This window comes from Streptomyces sp. NPDC001880 (assembly GCF_053594575.1).
In genome coordinates, this window is the sequence record NZ_JBSFET010000050.1 from 24,793 (window position 1) to 44,453 (window position 19,661).

Annotated in this window: 19 protein-coding genes and 4 pseudogenes; 12 read left to right on the plus strand and 11 right to left on the minus strand. The window is 69.4% G+C overall.

Annotated features, from left to right (window positions below; translation table 11 throughout):
* Positions 1–13: 13 nt before the first annotated feature.
* Positions 14–1,243: an outer membrane protein assembly factor BamB family protein gene (locus tag ACWCQ6_RS24040; protein ID WP_451092356.1), complete on the minus strand. Its 1,230-nt coding sequence runs from the start codon at positions 1,241–1,243 to the stop codon at positions 14–16.
* A gap of 197 nt (positions 1,244–1,440) precedes the next feature.
* On the opposite strand from ACWCQ6_RS24040, the pseudogene ACWCQ6_RS24045 reads away from it, so the two are divergent.
* A pseudogene (locus tag ACWCQ6_RS24045) lies at positions 1,441–1,554 on the plus strand (AraC family transcriptional regulator); the annotation flags it as partial.
* 173 nt (positions 1,555–1,727) lie between these two features.
* Here ACWCQ6_RS24045 and ACWCQ6_RS24050 read toward each other — a convergent pair.
* On the minus strand, positions 1,728–2,666 hold the full coding sequence (locus tag ACWCQ6_RS24050) for a LysR family transcriptional regulator (protein WP_451092358.1): 939 nt from the start codon (positions 2,664–2,666) through the stop codon (positions 1,728–1,730).
* 140 nt (positions 2,667–2,806) lie between these two features.
* On the opposite strand from ACWCQ6_RS24050, the gene ACWCQ6_RS24055 reads away from it, so the two are divergent.
* Positions 2,807–4,051: an MFS transporter gene (locus ACWCQ6_RS24055; RefSeq protein WP_451092360.1), complete on the plus strand. Its 1,245-nt coding sequence runs from the start codon at positions 2,807–2,809 to the stop codon at positions 4,049–4,051.
* Positions 4,052–4,162: 111 nt separating this feature from the next.
* Positions 4,163–4,762 (plus strand): cysteine hydrolase, encoded by a 600-nt coding sequence (locus ACWCQ6_RS24060; RefSeq protein WP_451092362.1) that lies wholly within the window; start codon positions 4,163–4,165, stop codon positions 4,760–4,762.
* A gap of 127 nt (positions 4,763–4,889) precedes the next feature.
* Here ACWCQ6_RS24060 and ACWCQ6_RS24065 read toward each other — a convergent pair whose 3' ends face one another.
* Positions 4,890–5,522 carry a helix-turn-helix domain-containing protein gene (locus ACWCQ6_RS24065; protein WP_451092364.1) on the minus strand — a complete coding sequence of 211 codons (633 nt, stop codon included), beginning with the start codon at positions 5,520–5,522 and terminating at the stop codon, positions 4,890–4,892.
* A 145-nt stretch (positions 5,523–5,667) separates the two neighbouring features.
* Here ACWCQ6_RS24065 and ACWCQ6_RS24070 point away from each other — a divergent pair, with 145 nt between their 5' ends.
* On the plus strand, positions 5,668–6,663 hold the full coding sequence (locus ACWCQ6_RS24070) for an alpha/beta fold hydrolase (RefSeq protein WP_451092366.1): 996 nt from the start codon (positions 5,668–5,670) through the stop codon (positions 6,661–6,663).
* Positions 6,664–6,825: 162 nt separating this feature from the next.
* Here ACWCQ6_RS24070 and ACWCQ6_RS24075 read toward each other — a convergent pair whose 3' ends face one another.
* Together ACWCQ6_RS24075 and ACWCQ6_RS24080 are read right to left on the minus strand one after the other, a co-directional pair.
* A complete protein-coding gene (locus ACWCQ6_RS24075; RefSeq protein WP_451092368.1) occupies positions 6,826–7,137 on the minus strand; it encodes a replication initiation protein, RepL2 in 312 nt (103 codons plus the stop codon).
* Positions 7,134–7,586, minus strand: a complete 453-nt coding sequence (locus ACWCQ6_RS24080; protein WP_451092370.1) for a MarR family transcriptional regulator — start codon at positions 7,584–7,586, stop codon at positions 7,134–7,136. The genes ACWCQ6_RS24075 and ACWCQ6_RS24080 overlap by 4 nt, the downstream gene beginning before the upstream one ends.
* A 761-nt stretch (positions 7,587–8,347) precedes the next feature.
* On the opposite strand from ACWCQ6_RS24080, the gene ACWCQ6_RS24085 reads away from it, so the two are divergent.
* The 3 genes from ACWCQ6_RS24085 (at position 8,348) to ACWCQ6_RS24095 (ending at position 10,121) form a co-directional block, all read left to right on the plus strand.
* Positions 8,348–8,551, plus strand: a complete 204-nt coding sequence (locus tag ACWCQ6_RS24085) for a hypothetical protein (RefSeq protein ID WP_451092372.1) — start codon at positions 8,348–8,350, stop codon at positions 8,549–8,551.
* 200 nt (positions 8,552–8,751) lie between these two features.
* Complete coding sequence (locus ACWCQ6_RS24090) at positions 8,752–8,970, plus strand: hypothetical protein (RefSeq protein WP_451092374.1); 219 nt, start codon at positions 8,752–8,754, stop codon at positions 8,968–8,970.
* 386 nt (positions 8,971–9,356) lie between these two features.
* Positions 9,357–10,121 (plus strand): SAM-dependent methyltransferase, encoded by a 765-nt coding sequence (locus tag ACWCQ6_RS24095; protein ID WP_451092376.1) that lies wholly within the window; start codon positions 9,357–9,359, stop codon positions 10,119–10,121.
* Positions 10,122–10,139: 18 nt separating this feature from the next.
* On the opposite strand, the pseudogene ACWCQ6_RS24100 reads toward ACWCQ6_RS24095, so the two are convergent.
* From ACWCQ6_RS24100 to ACWCQ6_RS24115, 4 genes and pseudogenes are all read right to left on the minus strand, one after another.
* A pseudogene (locus ACWCQ6_RS24100) lies at positions 10,140–10,474 on the minus strand (DUF2268 domain-containing putative Zn-dependent protease); the annotation flags it as partial.
* 62 nt (positions 10,475–10,536) lie between these two features.
* A complete protein-coding gene (locus ACWCQ6_RS24105) occupies positions 10,537–11,106 on the minus strand; it encodes a transcriptional regulator (RefSeq protein ID WP_451092378.1) in 570 nt (189 codons plus the stop codon).
* Complete coding sequence (locus ACWCQ6_RS24110) at positions 11,107–12,624, minus strand: helix-turn-helix domain-containing protein (RefSeq protein WP_451092380.1); 1,518 nt, start codon at positions 12,622–12,624, stop codon at positions 11,107–11,109. It lies immediately after the preceding gene.
* Between the two features lie 42 nt (positions 12,625–12,666).
* Complete coding sequence (locus tag ACWCQ6_RS24115; protein ID WP_451092382.1) at positions 12,667–12,999, minus strand: hypothetical protein; 333 nt, start codon at positions 12,997–12,999, stop codon at positions 12,667–12,669.
* Positions 13,000–13,138: 139 nt separating this feature from the next.
* Here ACWCQ6_RS24115 and ACWCQ6_RS24120 point away from each other — a divergent pair, with 139 nt between their 5' ends.
* From ACWCQ6_RS24120 to ACWCQ6_RS24130, 3 genes and pseudogenes are all read left to right on the plus strand, one after another.
* Positions 13,139–13,345, plus strand: a complete 207-nt coding sequence (locus ACWCQ6_RS24120) for a DUF5988 family protein (protein WP_451092384.1) — start codon at positions 13,139–13,141, stop codon at positions 13,343–13,345.
* Positions 13,346–13,394: 49 nt separating this feature from the next.
* Entirely contained in the window at positions 13,395–14,075 is a 681-nt protein-coding gene (locus ACWCQ6_RS24125; RefSeq protein ID WP_451092386.1) for a tyrosine-type recombinase/integrase, read from the plus strand.
* A 182-nt stretch (positions 14,076–14,257) separates the two neighbouring features.
* A pseudogene (locus ACWCQ6_RS24130) lies at positions 14,258–14,707 on the plus strand (Tn3 family transposase); the annotation flags it as partial.
* A 111-nt stretch (positions 14,708–14,818) separates the two neighbouring features.
* Here the strand turns inward: ACWCQ6_RS24130 and ACWCQ6_RS24135 are convergent.
* Positions 14,819–16,755 (minus strand): annotated as a pseudogene (locus tag ACWCQ6_RS24135) (AfsR/SARP family transcriptional regulator).
* 112 nt (positions 16,756–16,867) lie between these two features.
* Here ACWCQ6_RS24135 and ACWCQ6_RS24140 point away from each other — a divergent pair.
* Entirely contained in the window at positions 16,868–17,746 is an 879-nt protein-coding gene (locus ACWCQ6_RS24140) for an alpha/beta fold hydrolase (protein ID WP_451092388.1), read from the plus strand.
* A gap of 1,010 nt (positions 17,747–18,756) precedes the next feature.
* Entirely contained in the window at positions 18,757–18,978 is a 222-nt protein-coding gene (locus ACWCQ6_RS24145; protein ID WP_451092390.1) for a hypothetical protein, read from the plus strand.
* Here the strand turns inward: ACWCQ6_RS24145 and ACWCQ6_RS24150 are convergent.
* A complete protein-coding gene (locus ACWCQ6_RS24150) occupies positions 18,954–19,391 on the minus strand; it encodes a GNAT family N-acetyltransferase (protein ID WP_451092392.1) in 438 nt (145 codons plus the stop codon). The two genes, ACWCQ6_RS24145 and ACWCQ6_RS24150, sit on opposite strands and share 25 nt — an antisense overlap.
* Positions 19,392–19,661: the final 270 nt, after the last annotated feature.

Consider the following 19,661-nt stretch of genomic DNA (forward strand, 5'->3'; position numbering starts at 1 on the left):
TCGCACGACCCGATCACACTGCGGGCAGCGCGTAGAGACGCTTCCCGTGCATCGCGGCCAGCCGGTCGCCCGCTGCCACCACGTACCACCGCTGGATGTCACCGGTGTGGTCGTTGTAGGTCCAGCGCAGCTTCCCGGTCGCCGCGTCGAAGGCATGCACGCCGCCGTCCTTGTCGAACTCGGTCGCCCCGTACAGCGTGCCTTTCACCTTGGCGAACTGCCACGCCTGCGTCGCCGACTCCCGCAGGTCCCCGTTGTGCCAGATCCGCTTGCCCGTACCGGGGTTCACCGCCCACATGCCGCGCGCGCTGTCGGCCGCGTACAGCACCCCGTCCAGGACGTGCGGGTCGTTGAACGAGCTGAACTCCTCCGTCCGGAGCGACCAGCGTTCCTTGCCGTCGGCCAGGTCGAACGCTCGCAGCCGCCGGCCGTCCGCCACGATCACCAGGCCCTCGTGCACGGCGAAGCGCCGGTTGTTGGAACGGCTGATCTTCTTCGTCCACAGCTGCCGGCCGGTCGCCGTTTCCCGGACGGTCACGTTCTCCCGGTAGTCCGTGTAGACCAGGCGCCCGCCGACGGCCGCGGCGGTGATGCCGAACTCCTCGGTCCCCGCGTCGCGTTGCTCGTGCCAGGCGATCCTGCCGGATGTGGTGTCGATCGCGGCGATGACATTGTTCGGCGTCGTGAAGTCCTTCTCCAGAATGCCGGCGAGGACGTACACATGGTGGTCGTCGGCCGCGATCGGGCGTGGCTGCTCGTACTTCTTGCCCAGGCGGCTGCGCCAGGTCTCCTTGCCCGAGGCCGGATCCAGACCCACCACGTCACCGTCGTACTCGGCGCTGGCGAGGTAAAGCGTGCCGCCGCCGACGATGAGTTTGGCGCCGGGTGTGGTAACGCCCCTGCGCGACCACTTCTCCTTGCCGCTGACGATGCCCCGTCCCACCAGCGGATCACCCGACACCAGGACCACATCCCCGACCGCCGCGAGCGCGTCGTTGCCGGCCAGACCGGCGTTGGCGGCATTCGCCTTCCACAGCGGCTCGGGAGCGGTGCCCGGTGGCGGGGTGGTGAAGGTGTCACCGTTCCTGTCCTCGCCCGGTGTCGCACTGCCGCCTGGTACGTCCACATCCTCCTCGGGACCGCACCCCACGGCCCCGGCCCCGAGCGCGGCCAGCCCCAGCCCCGTTCCGGTCAGTCTGAGTATTTGCCTACGCGACACCATGTGCCCGGCACGACTGCCCATCTCTGTTCCCACTTCCGTCCGACTGTTCCGACGTCCCCCAGGGACACCTTGAGCGCCGTCAGGCTAACCACCAATTTTCGGCCGACCGCCCGATGGCACACAGTCGGGACATGGCCGTGAAGATCCCGTCACAGGACAACCGTCGCTACCGCCCGCGCGATGCAGGGGCACTTCGATTTCTGTGCGGATGCGAATTCCTTGCCACATTGGCTGGTGCCTGCGGGTTCGGTACGACTGACACCCTCATCCGGGCGTTCCGCCGGGAACTCGACACGACACCGACGGAGTACCGGCTCCGGTGCCGGGCCGGCACCGGCCTGTCGCCGGCCGGGCCCGGAAGACCGAACCGGCGTGCCCAGCCGCGTATATGTGATGGATGTTCCCTCCCCCGGGGAGGGGACCTCGCCGGGTTTCTCGTAACGCCGATCGGCCAGGACGAGCTGACTGTTCCCGTGCGGGTCCACGCCCCCGTGGGCGGCGGCATTCAGCGCGGAATCACCCAGCCCGGCGCCCAGGTCCCGGCGGCGTCGTGGCCGACCGCTGTGGCGGCCAGGTGGGCGCGGAGGGTGGCCAGCGCCGGGTGGGGGTTGTCGCGGTGCCAGAGGAGCGAGTGCGGGTAGACGGGTGTTGGGTCGGTCACCGGGATGCGGCGCAGGCCGTGGCCGGCGGGCCAGACGAGGCGGGTCTGCTCGGTCGTGAAGGTGGCCAGGGCCGGGGTGTCGGCGATGGTGTCGAGGAGCGTGTCGGAGCCGAAGTTGGGGCCAGTTGCCTCGATGGTGAGGCCGAACTCGGCGACGAGGTCGTCGTAGTAGGCGGCCCACTCGGTTCCGGGGACGATGCCAGGCATCCAGATTCGGTGCCCGGCAAGCTGGGCGACGGTCACCGACCGGGCGCGGGCCAGCGCGTGGGCGGGACCGGTGAGGAGCTGGTGCGGCTCGTCGAGAACCCGGACGGACTCGATGCCCTCGGGGAGGGGCCGGCCGGGCATGGCGACGGCGCGGAAGGAGGCGTCGATCGCACCGGACCGGATGGCGGCGACGGCCGTCTCGACGTCGAACAGCATCACCACGTCGAGGTCGATCTCGGGATGCGCGTGGTGGAAGCCGCGCATCAGGCCCGATGGCGCGACGCGGGAGGCGATCACGTCGACGCGCAGCGGACGGCGGCCGGTGCGCACGGACGCGACAGCGCGCTCGGCGACACGCAGCAGCTCGCGCGCATGGGGCAGGAACGCCTGCCCGTCGATGGTGGGCTCGGCACCGCGCCGCGGTGTGCGGGTGAACAGGCGTACGCCGAGATCGCGCTCCAGCGCGGCAATGCGTTTGGAGACAGCCTGCTGGGTGATCGCCAGGTCGGCGGCGGCCTTCTGGAACTGACCCGCTTCCGCGACGGCGACGAAGGTGCGTACGACTTCGAGATCCATGCGGGCCCACCTTAGTCAACAACGGATGGTTGTGAATGGACGGCAGATCAGTTGTTTGACCTGCTGTTGCCCTGCCCGTTTAGCTCTCCTCGGTCAACGCGGGTTTGTTCGGATGGGACGTCGAGGGGAGCGGGCCGAGCATGGTGGGCAGAACACCGTTGGGCCGGCAATTCGGCTGGCTGTGGGCGGCCTATGCGGTGAGCGCGTACGGGTCCGGGCTGGGCTTCGGTGCATTGCCGCTGATCGCCGTACTGGTGTTGCACGCCGGCCCCGCCGAGGTGTCCGCGTTGTCCGCGGTGGGGCCTGCGATGGGCGCGCTGATCGCGGTGCCACTGGCGCCTTGGGTGGAGTTTCGGCGCAAGCGCCCGGTCATGATCACGATGGACCTGACCCGGTTCGCGGCCATGGCGACGATCCCGGTCGCCTATGCCTTCGGTTGGCTCGGTTTCGTCCAACTGCTCGTGATCTCGGTCGTGGTCGCCGCGGCCAAGATCGCGTTCAACGCGGCCAGCGGCGCCTACCTCAAGGCCCTCGTCCGGCCGGAAGACCTGCTCGTCGCCAACGCCCGGTTCGAGTCCACGAACTGGAGCTCCATCGCGGTCGGGCCACCGCTGGGCGGGGCGGCCATCGGCCTGTTCGGGCCGGTCACCACCGTGGTGGCCGACGCACTCAGCTACCTGCTCTCCGCGCTGGGCATCACCGCGATCCGCGGCCGCGAAGAAGCACCGCGGTCAACCGGCAAGAGCCCGGTCCGGGTGGGCGCAGTGCTTGACGGCTGGCGCCACATCATGGGCGATCCCGGTCTGCGGGCGCTCTACCTCAACAACATGCTCGTCGCCGGTCTGATCATGGCCACCGAGCCGCTGCTGGCCGTACTCCTGCTTCGCCAGCTCGCATTCCCGCCCTGGCAGTACGGCCTTGCCTTCGCCGCCCCCTGTGTCGGCGGACTCATCGGCTCCCGGCTGGCCCACCGTGTCGTGGCCCGCTACGGCCGGCAATGGGTCTTCCGTACCGTCGGCACCCTGCGTGCCGTCTGGCTGATCGGCCTGGCCTTCGTCCGCCCCGGCGTCGTCGGCCTCGTCACCGTGATAGCCGTCGAGCTGGCGATCATCCTCAACATGAGCCTGTACACCCCGGTGCTCGCCACCCACCGGCTCGAACGCACGCCCAAGCATCTCGTCGCCCGCACTCTGTCGGCCTGGTCGATCGGCCAGCAGGCGTCCATCGCCGTCTTCACCGCGCTCGGCGGGCTGCTCGCCGACGTCACCGGCCCACGCACCGCTCTCACGGTCGCGGGACTGCTCATCCTGGCCACCCCGCTCCTGCTTCCCCGACACGACCAGACATCGCAGCGCGAGCCGGAACCGTCGCGCAGCCACACATGACACCCCCGCACCTCGACTCACCGCTGAGGCGCGCAGGCCGCAGCCGGTACGCCGGTGCGCCGGTGCGCATCCGCGTCGACCGGGCACACCACCAGCAAGGAGAACACTCGCGTGAGCACTGCCCTCGCACTTGACCCCGCGCACACCGCTCTTCTCGTCATGGACTGCCAGCCCGCGATCCTGGCCGCTCTGCCCGACGGCGGTGAGTACGAGGCCCTGGTCGGTCGCGTCGAAGGGGCCATCGCCGACGTTCGCGCAAAGGGCGGCACCATCGCCTACGTACGCCTCGGCTTCACCGAGGCCGACTGGGTCGCGATCCCGGCCGTCAACAGGTCCTTCGCCCCGCTGGCCCAGTACCGTGTCATGCACCACGAGGACCCTGCCACTGCCATCAACGAGCGGCTGGCTCCTCAGGACTGCGACATCGTCGTGCGCAAGATCCGCTACGGCGGTATGTCCACCACCGACCTCGACCAGCAGCTGCGCAGGCACGGCATCACCACGCTGATCGTCTCCGGCGTCAGTACCAGTGGTGCCGTCCTGTCCACCGTCGTCGACGCGGCCGACCGCGACTACCGGCTCTACGTCCTGTCCGACGGCGTCGCCGACCCGGACACCGAAGTCCACAACCTCCTGCTCCACCGGGTCTTCCCCTCACGGGCCCACATCATCGACACCGCCGAGCTGCACGCCCTGCTCCGGACCGCATGACCGAACCGCAAGCCGATCCCGCCCACGGCCGCTGCACCTCACCCGGAACTCCGCGCCTTTGACCGCGTTCCGCAGCAGCCCGCTCCAAGGCGACCGTCACCACCGCAATCGGGTCCGGGCCTCTGTCTCACCTGCTCTCGCCCGGTGCCGGTCGGCCTGGTGCGATGGTGTTGACGTCGGTGTGCCGTCGCAGGCGTTCGCCCTGGGGCCCGAACATGACCAGATACTCGACCGGTCCGTCGGATCCGGCGTTCGCGACTCCGTGTGGGGTACGGGTGTCGAACTCGACGACTTCCCCGGCAGTGAGGACGAGGTCGCGTTCACCGAGGGCCAGCCATAGCCGTCCGTACATCACGCACAGCCATTCGTACCCTTCGTGGGACACCTGCCGCGGCCGCACGTCCTGCTCGCCGGTGGCGGGCAGGACGTGCTTGTGGGCGTGCAGCCCACCGACGTACCGGGTCAGCGGCAGGACCGTCTTGTCCTCCCCCGGACGCCGCGGCACGGAGGTACGTGCTCCGGCCACCGTGGCGGATGCGGTGCCGGCCAGTTCGTCCAGCGAGACGCCGTACGCCTTCGCCAGTTGCAGCAGCACCTCCAGGGTCGGCTTGCGCCGGCCGGTCTCGATCCGCGACAGCGTGCTCAGGGCAATGCCGGTCGTACGGCTGACGTCGGTGAGCGTTGCACCGTGCCGCTCGCGCACGGCCCGCAGCCGGGGGCCCATGGTTGCCAGCGTGTCGGCTGTGCCGTCGTCCGTCATCGTCGCCCCGCTCCTTCCAGCCGGGCCGCATCCACCGCCCCGGTCCTGCAGGTTTGCCCGAATGGCAAGGCTGGTCGCCCCTCTCGGCCACCGCACCACATGATCGGAACGTAACCGCGGCCACCCGTGCACCCGAGGAGAAGCCATGCACCAGCCCACTCCCTCCACCGACCTGCGCCATCGCACCATCGAGGCCCCCGCCGGGCGGCTGCATCTGGTCGAGCAGGGCTCCGGGCCGCTGGTCCTGCTCGTCCACGGCTTCCCCGAGTCCTGGTACTCCTGGCGCCGACAGCTCCCGGCACTCGCGGCAGCCGGATACCGGACCGTCGCGCTCGACGTACGCGGCTACGGCCGCTCCTCCAAGCCGGCCGCGACGGACGCGTACCGGATGCTGGCCCTGGTGGAGGACAACATCGCGCTCGTGCACGCCCTCGGCGAGCAGACAGCGGTGATCATCGGGCACGACTGGGGCTCGAACATCGCGGCGACCTCCGCGCTGCTCCACCCCGAGGTCTTCCGCGCCGTCGGGCTGCTGAGCGTCCCCTACGCCCCGCCCGGCGGCCCCCGCCCCACCGACGTCTTCGCGCAGATGGGCGGCGACGAGGAGTTCTACGTCTCGTACTTCCAGGAGCCGGGCCGTGCCGAGGCCGAGATCGAGCCCGATGTCCGGGGCTGGCTCGCGGGCTTCTACGCAGCCCTGTCCGCCGACACCATGCCGACGAGGGCCGAGTCCGACCCACACTTCGTGAACCGCACCGGCGGCCGACTGCGCGACCGCTTCCCCGGCGGCCGACTGCCCTCCTGGCTGACCGAGGGCGACCTCGACGTGTACGCCGAAGAGTTCGAGCGCACCGGCATGACCGGGGCACTCAACCGCTACCGCAACATGGACCGCGACTGGAAGGACCTCGCCCCGTACAGCGGCGCCCCCATCAAGCAGCCCGCCCTGTTCATCGGCGGCGGCCTGGACGCCTCCACGACCTGGATGGCCGACGCGATCAACGCCTACCCGGCCACACTCCCCGGCCTGGCCTCCTCCCACATCCTCGACGGCTGCGGCCACTGGCTCCAGCAGGAACGCCCCGACGAGGTCAACCACCTCCTGACCGCCTGGCTCGATTCCCTGCACCCCACCGCGTGACCCGTGGCGGCGCACCTCCGCTTCCTGCCGTGCCTGGCGGCGTCGGCTGAGCGGTGTAGAGCTTGTCCACTCAACTGTCATGTACGTGAGGTCAATGAGTACGGGTCCCGGGACCCGTAGTCATTGACCTCACGTACATGAACTCTGCCCCTCGAAGCCGTTTCAGGTTGCGCGGCGCAGGGGGATGACGATGTCCTCTCCTGTGCTTTTCACGCTGAGCCGGTAGTAGCTGATGTGTGCGAGCCGGTCGGATTCCTCGAGCCAGCCGGCCTCGATGACCTGGCGCCTGGTCCGGGAGAAGACAGTCGGAGACATACCGACGAGCTTGGCGAGGTTGGCGCCGGTCTCGATGACCGCACCGGCACGGTCGGTGGGGTGCATCGCGTAGAGCATGACGACCAGGCGCTGGTTGGCGGTCATGCCGGCAGTGCGGTGGAGGACGTCCAGGAGCTTCTGCTTGTCGTCGTTGTTCACTGAGCCTCCCAGAGCGAAGGAATGGTGTTGTCGAAGCCGGGGATGTCCGGCGGGTTGCACGTCTTGATCGCTTCCCGCTGCTCGACGCCGGTTCCGTGGAAGGCAATGTACGGGCTGATGCGGTACAGCCTGTAGTTGCCGATACGTCCGCGCTCGACCAGGATGCGCCGCTTCAGAAGTTTCCGGTTGATCTTGCCGACGGCATCGGCGGTCATGCCGACCTTCTTGGCGATGTCCGCACCGGTCGCCCTCAGCGGCGCCATGCCCTGTGGGGAGACTCCGATCCACCACAGCACCATGTACTTCTGGCTCGGGGTGAATTCCCTGCTCTCGGTGATCGCTTCGACCCTGGCCTTGTCGACCTGGATGTGTTCGCCGGAGAAGGCGTAGGGCGCATAGGGAATGGCTTCGCCCGTGTCGGCATCGACCAGTCTGCGTACCGCTCCCAACGGGCCCTCCCCTGACTGGGCATAGCTGCGATGTACATGAACAGCGACCCGGGGGCCGACCAGATGAACTTAACGTACATGAGCACCAAGTGCATGAACCCTGCTCCCAGGACGTGTCGATCGGCCTGTCATCGATCCGTCACTGCGGCCGACGCACCCTGATTACGGCACCTGCTGATGTACGTGACGTCAATCTACTCAGGTCCTACGGACGTGGTCACGGTTCTCAGGATCTGGGCACCACGATCCTTGAAGCGGCCTACCCAGATCCCAGAAACCGGGTGCACGATCCTCAGAACTGGCTGCCAGATCGACAGAACCCGATGGAAGTACGTGTTTTGGCAGGTCAAGGAAGCTTTGAGATCTGCGCGCTCTCTAACAGGTAGGACAGGCCGTCGACCCGACAGCTCCACAGCACCTCGGGCTGCGAAAAGCAGTCGTGCAAGGCGAGGCTCCGTGACTTCCGACAGGGCCCTCATGCTTGTCCCCGCTCAGTCCCGTCGGTGAAACCCTTGCTCGCACCCCCCTTCCTCAGCCCGCGAAAGCACGCCACGACGCGGCCGCAGGCGACGGAACACCCGCCATGTATGCCTCGATCAGCCCCACCGACCTCAGCCCCTCTGCCCATTACCACCCCTGAACTCCCGCAGTCGCCCGATCCCCTGCGGACCCCGTCGGCGCATCGGAGGCCCCTCAGGGGCCGAGGATGCACCGACCAGTGGGCGCGAAGAGCCGCATTTCGCTGGCGTCACTTTGCTGCCGTGGCGTTCTTCGCGTCGCGCGCGCCGAGCAGGAGTGACAACCGGCCCCCGTGCGGGCTGCGGCTGGTGGTCTACGCCGGGGCCGGGAACAAGGAGTTCGTCCGGGCGCGGGCGGCCAGCGCCCTGCCCCTCCACGGAGCGGCGCGGGTCCACCGCCGACTGGCCGAGGGCGGCATCCTGGGCCGACTGCTCCTCGTCCCCTGACGGAGGTGCGGTAAGAGCGTCAGTGATACGTCAGCCGGACGTCACCATAACGACAGCGCGGAGGCCAAAACTATGAACAGACCAGCCGCCACCCTCGGCAGCAAGCACCGACCACCGCACAGCTCACGGGGAGTCCCACTTGCGTACCTCCGTCCGCCCTCCTGCCGTACTCGCCGCGACTGGCATCGCCGCCCCCCAGCATGGCGCTCACCGCCTGCGGCAGTGACGACAGCCCGACGGGCAGCGGGGCCGCCGTGATCGTCTCCGCCGAGCAGGGCACGAGCAGCAAGAGCGACAAAAGCACGGACGCTTCGGGTTCGACCACCGTCGGCTCGGGCGCATCCGGATCCACCGGCACCGCCACTGAGACCGTCGCCAGGAAGCAGGCCACCGCCAAGGCCCGCCGGCCTGCACCGTGAACGACGTAAAGATCTCCGCAGCCAAGGTCTGAAACACCGCCCCGCGCCGCGAATCGGCACACAGGCAGCAGCGCCCCGGACACTCCCCCGTTCCGGGGCGCTGCGACGTCATGAGCGGTATCAAATCTCATCGGTCGATCGCAGCTTGGGACGTGGTCGGGGCGCGATCGGGCTTGTTCGGGGCGTACTCCGATTCCGAAGGTACGTCTGCCGGACGATGGCCCAAGCCGTCCGGAAGTCCCGGCTCGACAAGGACGTCATCTGGTGGAGGTCCGCGTCGGACGGGAAAACGTCGGCCTGTGGCCCTGATGAATCCGACGTGATCCGGTGCGGCGGAAGCGAAACTCGGTGTACGTGGCAGGCCCATCGGCGTTAGCGTGTGCCGCATGACTGAGACCGATCTTCCGCCTCGCCTGACCCGGCTCACCTTCCACGGCCCCCTCTCCGAGGCGCGGGCCGCGCGGATCGTCGACCGGCTCGGCCGGGCCGCCCCCGCACGAGTGCTGGACATCGGTTGCGGCTGGGGGGAGTTGATGCTCCGGGTCCTCGAAGCGGTGCCGGGGGCGAGCGGGACCGGAATCGATCTCAACGGCGAGGACATCGCCCGGGGGCGCGCGAACGCCGAGGCCCGTGCACTGACCGGACGCGTGGAGTTCGTCGAAGGGGCCGCCGAGGAGGCGCCGCACGGGTCCGCCGACCTCGTCCTGTGTCTCGGAGCCAGCCACGCCCTCAGCACTGCGGAACCGCCCGAGCACACTGCGGGCGCCCTGCGTGCGCTGCGCCGGATCGTCACGCCCGGCGGGCGGGTCCTGCTCGCCGAGTGCTTCTGGCAGCGCTCCCCCACCACGGCCGAACTGGCCGCGATGTGGCCAAACGCCCGTGCCGACGAGTTCCATGATCTGGCCGGACTCGTCGACCTCGCCGTGTCCGCCGGGTTCCGGCCCGTCTGGATCGAGACGGCGGGCGACGACGAGTGGGAGGACTTCGAGTCCGGCTATCAGTCGGACGCGGAGGAGTGGCTGGCCACTCACCCGGACCACCCGCTGGCGAAGGAGACCCGCGAGCGCGTGGAACGGCACCGGGCGAGCTGGCTGAGGGGCTACCGGGGTGTGCTCGGGATGGCCTACCTCACGCTGGTCCCCATGGGCTGACCGGCAGTGGCACCTGCACCACAACACGTTGGCGTACCGCACGTTGTGGTGGAGCTCATACGCGGTGACATCGCCGATCTTCGCCAGGCTGGTCGCGGTGGGCCACATCGTCAGCTGGATCGCCCCGGGATTCCGCCCATGCCGAAGTAGTCGGCGCTGCGCACCGTCAGGTGGTCGTCATCGGGGTCGCCGAGCACCAGCACGACATGGACGGTCTCGGCACTCCTGGCCTCGGGCAGCGCACCGCTCTGCAGCGGGCCGAGCATGTCCCGCAGGGCGTCGGGCCGCTCCTCCGACGGGCTGTGCAAGAGATCGAACATGGCGGACGCCGTGTCATGAACAACAATCTTCATGGCAGGGACCGTAGGACCTCCTGTTGCAGGAGGAGCAAGTCGTGCGGCGGCGGAGCGACCGGCTACGCGGCGAAGCCGATGTTGGTGACGTACTCGTACTGCCCCCACTGCGACCCCAGGTCGACGATGACGTCCTCCCAGGCATCGTCCAGGCCCTGCTGGTCGCCGGATGCCCAGGCCTCGACGATGCGGTCCCAGCGGCGGACGTTCATCGTGCGGTACTCCACCACCCGTTGAAGCGGTCGCGGCACCTGCGACTGGTTCAGCGGATGGATCTCCACCCGCGTCCCGCCGTCGGCGTTCAGGCGCCGGAGCAGGTACCGCGCGACGTTCTGGCGGCGCACCTGGCGGTAGGCGGCGTCGATGCGTTCCAGGTTGGCGTTGGACGGCCGGCGCCGCTCCTCCAGCCACGCCTTCAGCGTCCGGTCGGTCACCGTCAGCCCGGCGTCCCTTGCCGCCCTGCGGCTGTGGTCGGTCCGGGTCAGGTAGTGCAGCCGGGCCATCAGGCCGCGCTTCACGGTGACCGGGGTGACGATGCCGTCCGCCAGCTCGTCGAGCTTGCGCGCGACGGCGTCGCTGCCCTTGATGCCCCGGGCACCGAACTTCCCGAAATCGATGGTCCTCTCGGGCATCTACTCCGCCTCCCCCGGCATGTCCTCGGTGTCGTCGGTGCCCGCGGTGTAGATGTCCTTTGTCTTGACCTCGGTCACGCCGCGTCCTTCGGTGAAGACGCGGTGCCAGTCGCCGATGACGTGGAGTTCGTCGGTGCCCATCGCGCGTACGACGGTGAGGCCCTCGTTGTGGGCTTTGAGGGCCTTCATCCAGAGGTTGGAGAACGCCTGGCTGCGGATGATGTGCATCCAGTCCGGGCGGTAGAGCTCGCGGTTGTAGTTCGACTCCCCCATAGTGGAGACGAACTTCGAGTACATCGCCTTCACGTACTCCAGCGTCACCTCGTCGTCCTCGGCGATCGCCGTGTCCCGGGCGTCCTTGAGGGCGACGCGGAACTTCTCAAGGAGGTTCTCCGTCGCACCGGACGTGTAGGACTCGTGGATCTCCGGGGGCGCGCACAGAGCGTGTTTCGGGCCGGAGAGGCGCAGCAGGAGGCGCAGGGTCGGTTCGGTGACCCACAACGGACCGGGCTCGTCCCGGTTGCCGATCGGGTTGGGCAGCACCGCCCCGTGTTCCCATTCTGGCGGGGTGATCAGGTGGACGCCGGCGCGGCGGCGGTCGTGAGCGAAACCGGTGGTGTGTTCCAGCTGGCCGAGCGGGAGGTGGGTCTTCAAGGCGGAGAGGTAGGCGCCGTTGATGTCGAGTGCGGTCACCTCGTGGCGGCCGGGCGGCAGTTCGCGGCGGGTCCACTTGGGGCGCGCCTCCCAGATCTGGTCCGCGCCCCTGGAGGTCTGCTTGCGGAGGATGTCCGGGATCCACGGGTGCGCGACGATGTCGTACCGCGCTCCCTTGCGGGTCTCGTCCAGCAGCCGCATCGCGTCCGGGATCGCCCGCTTCAGCAGTGCCACGAGGGCCGCGTCGACATCGCCCTGGTGCTCGGCGAGCACCGCCCGGACCGTCCGGCCGATCAGGTCCCCGGGCCCGGACTGTTGTTGGAACGCGCGCTTGGCCGGGCCACGGGAGGGCCGGGTTTCGGGCGGCGCGGCTGTGGGCGATGCGACGATGGGTTGCGTGGTGGCAGCCTGCGTGACGGTGGGCGGTGCGGTGACGGCAGGACGACAGTCGGCCGGGTCCAGATGCTGGGCGAAGCCCGCCACCCGGTGCCTGGCCGGTGATCCGCACAGCACACACGGCTCGGCGGCGGCGAGGGACTCCACCTCGTCCCCGGTCTCGTCGCCGGTCTCGCCCGTGGCTTCGCCCTCGTTGTCCGCGGGCGCCGCTTCCTTCGCCGTCCCGGTGGTGAATTTGGCGGCCAGTCCGTCCAGCAGATACGCGTACTTGGCGCGGATCTCGTCCGCCGGGTCGCGGCCGCTCTCCCACGCGCCGACCGTGCTGGGGCTCACGCCGAGCGTACGGGCCACCTGGGCCTTGGAAAGCCTGGCCCGCTCCCGCAGCTCCCGGCGGACCTCCGGCCGCGGGAGCTCGGCCTGCGGACCGACAGCCGCGAGTAGCGCGTCAATGGCGTCGAAGTCACTCACCAGAGCGCTCCCTTCGCGGCAACTGAGGTGTCATGGGGCCCGTCAGATGTAGGTGACGGGGTTACGGGACAGATGCGGGCTACGGGTCGGACGGCCGACGCGGGGATCGTCGCGGAGGAGCTCGCCCTCGAGAGCGTAACGGTCACCGTGCTTGGAGATGCCGACGATCCTGGCGACCGCGAGGACCGTGCCTTCGGTGTTGATGATCTGCACCTCGTCCTGCGACAGGGCCCGGTCGGCGTTGAACTTCCAGATGCCCCGGCCGGCTTCCCACGCCTCGTCTTCGCTCATGCCCCGGCGCCACCCGAGGGTGGTCCGCATCAGGCGGTCGTCCGGGTCCGCCGCGCGCTCGGGGCCGATCTGGATCTGCAGCACCCGTCCACCTCCCGGAGACATACTCTCCAACTTGTTACAAAGTTACCATGCGCGCCGTCGGAGTGGGGAGCGGTGGGCGGCGATGGGCCTTTCGGCGCGTCATGAAGGAGCCGGACCACCACCCGGAGAAACTCTCGCCATGACCGACGCACCGAAAGCAGTCCTCGAAGGCGGCCCCGACGATCTTCCCGACCGGATCGTCCCGCTCACCCCACCCGGACCCGACATCAAGATCCCGTTCCGTGGCGGGTACGAACACTTCAGGGCCACCTCACGCCACCAGGAAACGACCGAAGGGCAGTTGCCCGTCTACGAATGGTGGGAGCGCACGGAGGTTCCCGGCTAGGGCCCCTCAGGCGTCCTCCGCCGCACCGCGGGGCAGGAGGCGCCGACCGATGCGGGGCCCGCTGTCCCCCTCCGAGCGCAAGAACACCGACGGCTCCTCGCGCCGCGTCGGCGACGACGCCTTGCGCAACGGCCTGGCCGCCGCAGCGAAGACCCATCTGCCCGGCTGGGCCGACACGCTGACGCCGCACGTCCTGCGGCCCTTCTGCGCGTCCGAGCTCTACCTCGGGGGCCTTGGTCTGCTCGGGATCCAAGCGGTCCTCGGACACTCCTGGATCGCCACCACAATGCGGTACATCCACGTCCAGCAGACCCGGGTCGAGGACGCCTGGGTGACCGGGCAGCAGCGGGCCGCGAAGCGGCTGGAAGGACCCGCCGGTTCGACCGGGAACTCCACTCCGACCTGGCCAACCCCTGGCTGGTCCGGGCCCGGCAGGCCGCTCGGGTGCTGGGAGAGGCCCGCGGCACCTCGCGCTCGTCTTCGGCATCGACGAGAAGACTGCCATCCGCTACGCGGACTCTGCGCGGGCACTGCTGGAACAGGCAGCCGAGCACTCGACAGTGCCCTCGGCAAAAGAACTTGGCCCGGAGCGCGGAGCCTTGAAGAATGGGCCGCCCAGAGAGCCAGGCAGCGGCGTGGTCGTGAGTTGGGGGCAAACTCGCGGAGCCAGCACCGTGAAGCACAGCGACCGACCCTTGGGTTCCCACCAAGAACCCTTCAGTTTGCGTGAACCCGCGGGACTCACAGCCCTGTTCTCGTATGGCTACGGCCAGGTGGCATGTAGCGCTGAGTCGGACTCGGGGCTGATCGGGGCTGAGATGACCTGCGGCCTGAGCCGGTCTGGAGCGAACTGCCAGTCACGGATGGTTGCTCGGCCTCAGACCGCGGCCACCGCAGATGTGAGTTCGTCCGGTGGAGCAAGAAAACACGAGGTCAAGGCGAGGATGCCGGAGCGCTCATTGCTCGGGATCATCTCCCGCACGGCGTACCGGGTGGAGTGGTGGCGCCGTTTCGGCCCGGCCTCGGGCACGAGCCGAAGTTGAAGGGCCCCTTCGGCCAGTACGTCATCACCACCTTCGTGAGGCACCAACATGGGTCCCTACGAGGCCGCCCGCCACATCCCGGCTCGCCGGGCACGAGCTGTCGCTGGCCACGAACCGGCACTTCTCCATCCCCGCGCTGAACGAGGCGATTGCCGACCTGGTCAACGCGCACAGCCGCCTGGACATCCCCCAGGTGCGGGGTGACGGCTCCACAGTCGCCGCGGACGGCAACCACACGGGCACCTACCTCAACAACCTGTTGTCCCAGACGAGCGTGCGCCACGGCGAGCCGGGCGGCATCGGCCATCACCACATCTCCCACCGTGCATCGCGCTGTTCACGCACTTCATGCCGCGATCAGCCCGGTCTGGACAGGATGTTTCCGTCCCGTGCCGGACTGGGCGGCTCAGGGTTCGCGGATTGCTTTCGCTCACCTCGCTCCGGCACATGCCTCCGCCTCTGCCAGGTACCGCGCCACCGGGCCCAGGGTCAGCATGCCGCTGGCTGCGCCGGCGTGTTCTGCGCAGGCATCACGCAGGGCGGTCTCGGCGTGTGCGGCGATTCCGCGCTCGCCAAGGCGTACGGCGGCGCGGGCGGTCAGGCACCACAGGGCCTCCTGCATGTGGTCACGCGGTGGTTCGGACGTCGCGACGAGCGCGGCACGGGCCTCCTCGCCCCGGTCTTGGGCGAGCAGCACGAGGGGTTGCGCCCAAGGACGGTACGGGCCCCAGTCGAGGTGCGGGTCGGTGGGCGCGGGCCGGTCGTGCAGCAAGCGCAGGCCCAGTAGGGCGAGCGGGAACAGGCCGCGGTGCAGCCCGGGCATTCCGGCTGCCCGGAGGGCGTCCTCGGCAGCACGGAAGTGCGCTGCGGCCGTGGCGGCGGTCGGTCCGCCGGGTTCGGTGCTGCGGGCGGCCGTGGCCCGGGCCCTGAACCACCGGGTGAGGACGGAGACGAGGGGCGCCTCGGTGGTGGCGGCGAGCTGTTCGGCTGCCTTGGCATGTGAAGTTGCGGCGTCGAGGTCGCCGAGGGCCGAGGCGGATTGAAGGCGGATGAGTCGTCCGAGTACGGCGAAGTTCGGCAGCTCGTGCCGGGTGGCCAGGTCGAGGATCTCGGCGCCGATCTGGTCCCGTACCGCCGCGAGCCCGAGGTGGGTGAAGGACTGCAGGAACACCCCGTTGAGGGCGAACGTCAGCAGGGCGGGATCGGCCAGGTCCCGTGCCAGCGCCTCGGCCTGCCGTGCCGCCTGCTGCGCGCGCCTCAGCTCGCTCCCGGACAGGTCGGCGCTGCGGCTCTCGACGGCGATCGTGGCCAGGAGGCGGGCGCGCAGGTCGGCGGGGCTGTCCGGGCCGAGCGCCGTGAGGGTCCGCTCGGCAGCCGCGACGACGGCGCGGGACTGCTCGGGGTCGTCGGCACGGCTCCAGATGGCGGGCACGTCGTAGGCACCGATGATCCGAGCGGTCAGGGAGACGTCTCCCGTGCGTTCCGCCGCCTGGGCTGCGGCGAGGCGGTCGCGCCGCGAGTGGACGAGGGCGTCACCGCCCGCCAGCGCGAGAGTGCGGGCCAGCTCCACGGTGGTGCGCGGGCCGAGCCGGACACCAGGGCCGCCCCACGCGGTGCGGGCGTCTTCGAGGGGCGTGGATCTGTTGAGGATGTCCATCTCCAAGCGCTGAAGATCGGCACCGGGGTCCAGTCCGAGTTGATCAATGAGCATCGTGCGGGCGCGGCGGAGGGTGGCCAGCGCGTCGGCCTGGCGGCCCGCGCGGTACTGCGCGCGGGCAAGCAGCCCCCAGGCCGGCTCGCGCCACGGGTGCTCGGCGACGTGGGCACCCAGTTCGGCGACGAGATCGGCCCCGTCCCCGGACTCGAGGAGGATACGGGCACGCAGTTCCACCCCCTCCAACCTCAGCTCCTCCAGCCGGATCCGCTCGGCTGCGCCCATGGGGAGCCGAGTACGTCGGCGTAGGCGACTCCGCGCCAGGACGCGAGCGCCGCGCCGAGTTCGGCCACCGTGTCGGGGTTGCGCCGGGCCCGGGCCAGGGTGTCCTGGAACCGATGCACGTCCACGTCCTCGCGCGGCAGGCGCAGCACGTAGCCGGGACCTTCGGTGACGATGACGCGCGGCGGACTGCGGGGCGGCCGGTCGGGCTCGAGGGCGCGGCGCAGCGCGGCAACGAACGTACGCAAAGCGCCCACGGCGCGGGCCGGTGGATCGGTCCACAGGTCGTCGACCAGGGTGTCGGTGGTGACCATCCGTCCCTCGGCGGCGACGAGCCGGGCGAGTACCTCACGATGGCGGGGTCCGCCCAGGTCAACCGCACTGCCGTCTTCGCGGAGGGCCCGCACGGCACCGAGCACGTCGATTCGCATGCCCCCCATCCTCCGTGCTGGGGGCCGGCTGCGCCCAACCGTACTGATCGGCTGCTGATCGTTGTCGCACAGGCTGATCGGGTCAGTCCCCGACCCGAAAGGACGGCCCTTCATGGCGCTCACCATTCCCGGCTTCGATCACATCCGCCTGCCCGGTGTGAACGGTGTCGAGCTGGCTGCCGCTGTCGGCGGCAGCGGCAGCCCGGTCGTGCTCTTGCACGGTTTCCCCCAGACCCACCTGATGTGGCGACACGTTGCCGAGCGGCTCGCCGACGAGCACACGGTGATCTGTCCTGACCTGCGGGGCTACGGCGCCAGCGACAAGCCGGCGGCCACCGACCCCGATGTGTACGCCAAGCGCACCATGGCCGCCGATGTCGTGAACCTGGCGGCGGCGCTCGGGCACGAGCGCTTTGCCCTCGTCGGCCACGACCGGGGCGCCCTGATCGCCTTCCGGGCGGGGTTGGACCATCCCGAGACCATCACGCACCTGGGCATCCTCGACATCGTGCCGACGCTCGACATGTGGAACGTCCTGCACGGCGTCCCGGCGGCGGTCGGCTACCACCTCTTCCTCATGGCACAGCCGCCAGGCCTGCCGGAGACGATGATCACCAATAGCGCGGACGTGTTCTTCGGCTCGTTCCTCGACGCCTGGGCCAACGACGCGACCGCCATGCCGGAGGATGTGCGTGCCGAATACCTGCGGGCGAGCGCCGCGGCAGTGACGTCGATCGTCGCGGACTATCGGGCCTCGGCGGGCATCGACGTCACGCACGACCAGGCGGACCTGGACGCAGGGGCGCAGCTGGCCATGCCCGTGACGGTCATCCAACAGGACTGGGGCGCACAGCTGGGCTATGACGCCGCCACGGTGTGGAAGCCGTGGGCATCGGACCTGGACCACCGGCTGACCCGAGCGGGGCACTTCATGGCCGAGGAGGCACCCGACGAGATCGCGGAGGCGATCCAGGACCTGCTGGCCCGCTGAGCTCCCCGGTTCGACTCACCGGCGGGGCACGGTCGGCCGGCTGGGCCCTCGGCTTTCGGAGATCAGCGTCTTCTTCCTTTCCTCGCTGGCGTGGGGGCTGCGCCGCCGCGAAGTGATCAAACTGGAACTCGCCGACTTCGGCCGCAACCCGCACGCCCCCGAGTTCGGGGACCTGGGCGTGGTCTATGTCCGCTGGGGCAAGGCGGCCAAGGGCTCCGCGCCCAAGCGCCGCAGCGTCCTGACCGTCTTTCCCTGGTCGGTGAAGGTCGTGCAGCAGTGGCTCGACGGCTACCGGGAGCTATTCGATGCGGCAGCGGGCACTCCCAAGCTCGACGCGATCAACGACCCCGACCAGCGCCGCCTCATCGAACGCTACAGCCGCTGGCACCTGAAGCGGCGGCTACGGGACCAGGCCCGCACCGCACCCGTGGCCGCCGGCGCCGTCCTCCGAGCCAAGCAGCACGTCACCGTCGCCGTCCAGTTCCTGCATTGGCTCGGGAACCGAGGCCGCTCATTGGGCGAGTGCACCCAGCACGACATCGACGCGTGGTTCGGCAACGGCACCACTACCCGCCAGCACGCCAACAACCTCCTCTACTGGGCCATCCGGCAGCGTCTCGTCCGCAACATCACCCTCCCCTTGCCGACCAGCCGGACCAGCCCCCTGGCCAGTGAGGACGAGTACTTGAACACCATGCGGGCGCTCCTACTCCACGACACCCTGCCCGCTGCCCATCGGGCCATCGGGCCATCGGGCCATCGGGCCATCGGGCCATCGGGCCATCGGGCCATCGGCCTGATGCTCGTCCTCTTCGGCCAGCCGCTCTCCCGGATCGTCAAACTTCGCACCGATCAACTACGCGACGGTCCTGGCGGGCTCCAGGTCGGCTTCGGTTCAGACTGGTTGGACGTGCCAGATCCGGCGGCAGCCGTGATTCGCGTTCATCTGACGGCCCCCCTGGGCTCAACACAGCCGCGAACCCAACCTCCATTCACTGTTTCCCGGCTTCATGCCCGGCCGCCCGATGCACGTCCACGCCGTCGCGAACATCCTGCGCGCTATCGGCATCCGGCCCCTGGCCGCTCGTTCGCGCGCCTGGCTGCAGATGGTCCGCGAGGCCCCGCCCTCTGTCCTCGCGGACGCACTGGGAATCAGCGCCATCACAGCGATGCGCTACGCGGAACGAGCTGGCACCGACTACCTCGCCTACGCATCGATCGAGGAGCGGTAGACCGTGGACTGTCGGGCCTGGAAGCCGAGACGCTCATACAGCCGGTTCGCCGCCGCACGATCCGGTCGGGAGGTGAGATCAACCGTCCGGGCACCCGCTTCCCGGGCGAGCCGCAGGGCCTCCTGAGTGAGAAGGCCAGCGACTCCCTGGCCTCGCGCCGCGCTGTCGACGACCACGTCCTCGACGCGGGCCCGCAAGCCGGACGGCAAGGGCAACAGCACCAGTGTCAGGGTGCCGACGATCGCGTCAGGCGTTCGTGCGACGAGCACCGTGTTGGCATCACAGGTCACCATCCGGCCGATCGCTTCGTAGTCAAGGGGCTTGGCAGTCGAAGACAACTGCGGAAGCAACCTACTGAAAGCGTCGACGAGTTCCTGACTCGCCTCCCGGATGATCTCTACACGGATGTTCATGCCAGGAGCTTATCCGTCGACCGACACCGCACCGTCGCTCCAGCAGGACGGGTCTGTCGACCACTCACCCCCGACGAATAGCCGTCATTACCACTACGACTTCAGATCGGCCCCGTCGCTGGCGACTCGCCGGCCGCCTACCAGGGCCGACGAGGGCTTAACGCGCGATCTGACACCGATGTTCCAAGTGGCCGCAATTTCATCGGATGTAACACTGCGGTTGGATCGCACACCGACGGCAGCTTGACCCTTCTGTACTGGTCAGTGCCT

What these genes read in the sequence shown, in the direction of transcription:
- ACWCQ6_RS24040 (WP_451092356.1), bottom strand. Translation starts at nt 1,243, where the DNA reads ATGGGCAGTCGTGCCGGGCACATGGTGTCGCGTAGGCAAATACTCAGA.
- ACWCQ6_RS24050 (WP_451092358.1), bottom strand. Translation starts at nt 2,666, where the DNA reads ATGGATCTCGAAGTCGTACGCACCTTCGTCGCCGTCGCGGAAGCGGGT.
- ACWCQ6_RS24055 (WP_451092360.1), top strand. Translation starts at nt 2,807, where the DNA reads ATGGTGGGCAGAACACCGTTGGGCCGGCAATTCGGCTGGCTGTGGGCG.
- ACWCQ6_RS24065 (WP_451092364.1), bottom strand. Translation starts at nt 5,522, where the DNA reads ATGACGGACGACGGCACAGCCGACACGCTGGCAACCATGGGCCCCCGG.
- ACWCQ6_RS24070 (WP_451092366.1), top strand. Translation starts at nt 5,668, where the DNA reads ATGCACCAGCCCACTCCCTCCACCGACCTGCGCCATCGCACCATCGAG.
- ACWCQ6_RS24090 (WP_451092374.1), top strand. Translation starts at nt 8,752, where the DNA reads ATGGCGCTCACCGCCTGCGGCAGTGACGACAGCCCGACGGGCAGCGGG.
- ACWCQ6_RS24095 (WP_451092376.1), top strand. Translation starts at nt 9,357, where the DNA reads ATGACTGAGACCGATCTTCCGCCTCGCCTGACCCGGCTCACCTTCCAC.
- ACWCQ6_RS24105 (WP_451092378.1), bottom strand. Translation starts at nt 11,106, where the DNA reads ATGCCCGAGAGGACCATCGATTTCGGGAAGTTCGGTGCCCGGGGCATC.
- ACWCQ6_RS24120 (WP_451092384.1), top strand. Translation starts at nt 13,139, where the DNA reads ATGACCGACGCACCGAAAGCAGTCCTCGAAGGCGGCCCCGACGATCTT.
- ACWCQ6_RS24125 (WP_451092386.1), top strand. Translation starts at nt 13,395, where the DNA reads ATGCGGGGCCCGCTGTCCCCCTCCGAGCGCAAGAACACCGACGGCTCC.
- ACWCQ6_RS24140 (WP_451092388.1), top strand. Translation starts at nt 16,868, where the DNA reads ATGGCGCTCACCATTCCCGGCTTCGATCACATCCGCCTGCCCGGTGTG.
- ACWCQ6_RS24145 (WP_451092390.1), top strand. Translation starts at nt 18,757, where the DNA reads ATGCCCGGCCGCCCGATGCACGTCCACGCCGTCGCGAACATCCTGCGC.
- ACWCQ6_RS24150 (WP_451092392.1), bottom strand. Translation starts at nt 19,391, where the DNA reads ATGAACATCCGTGTAGAGATCATCCGGGAGGCGAGTCAGGAACTCGTC.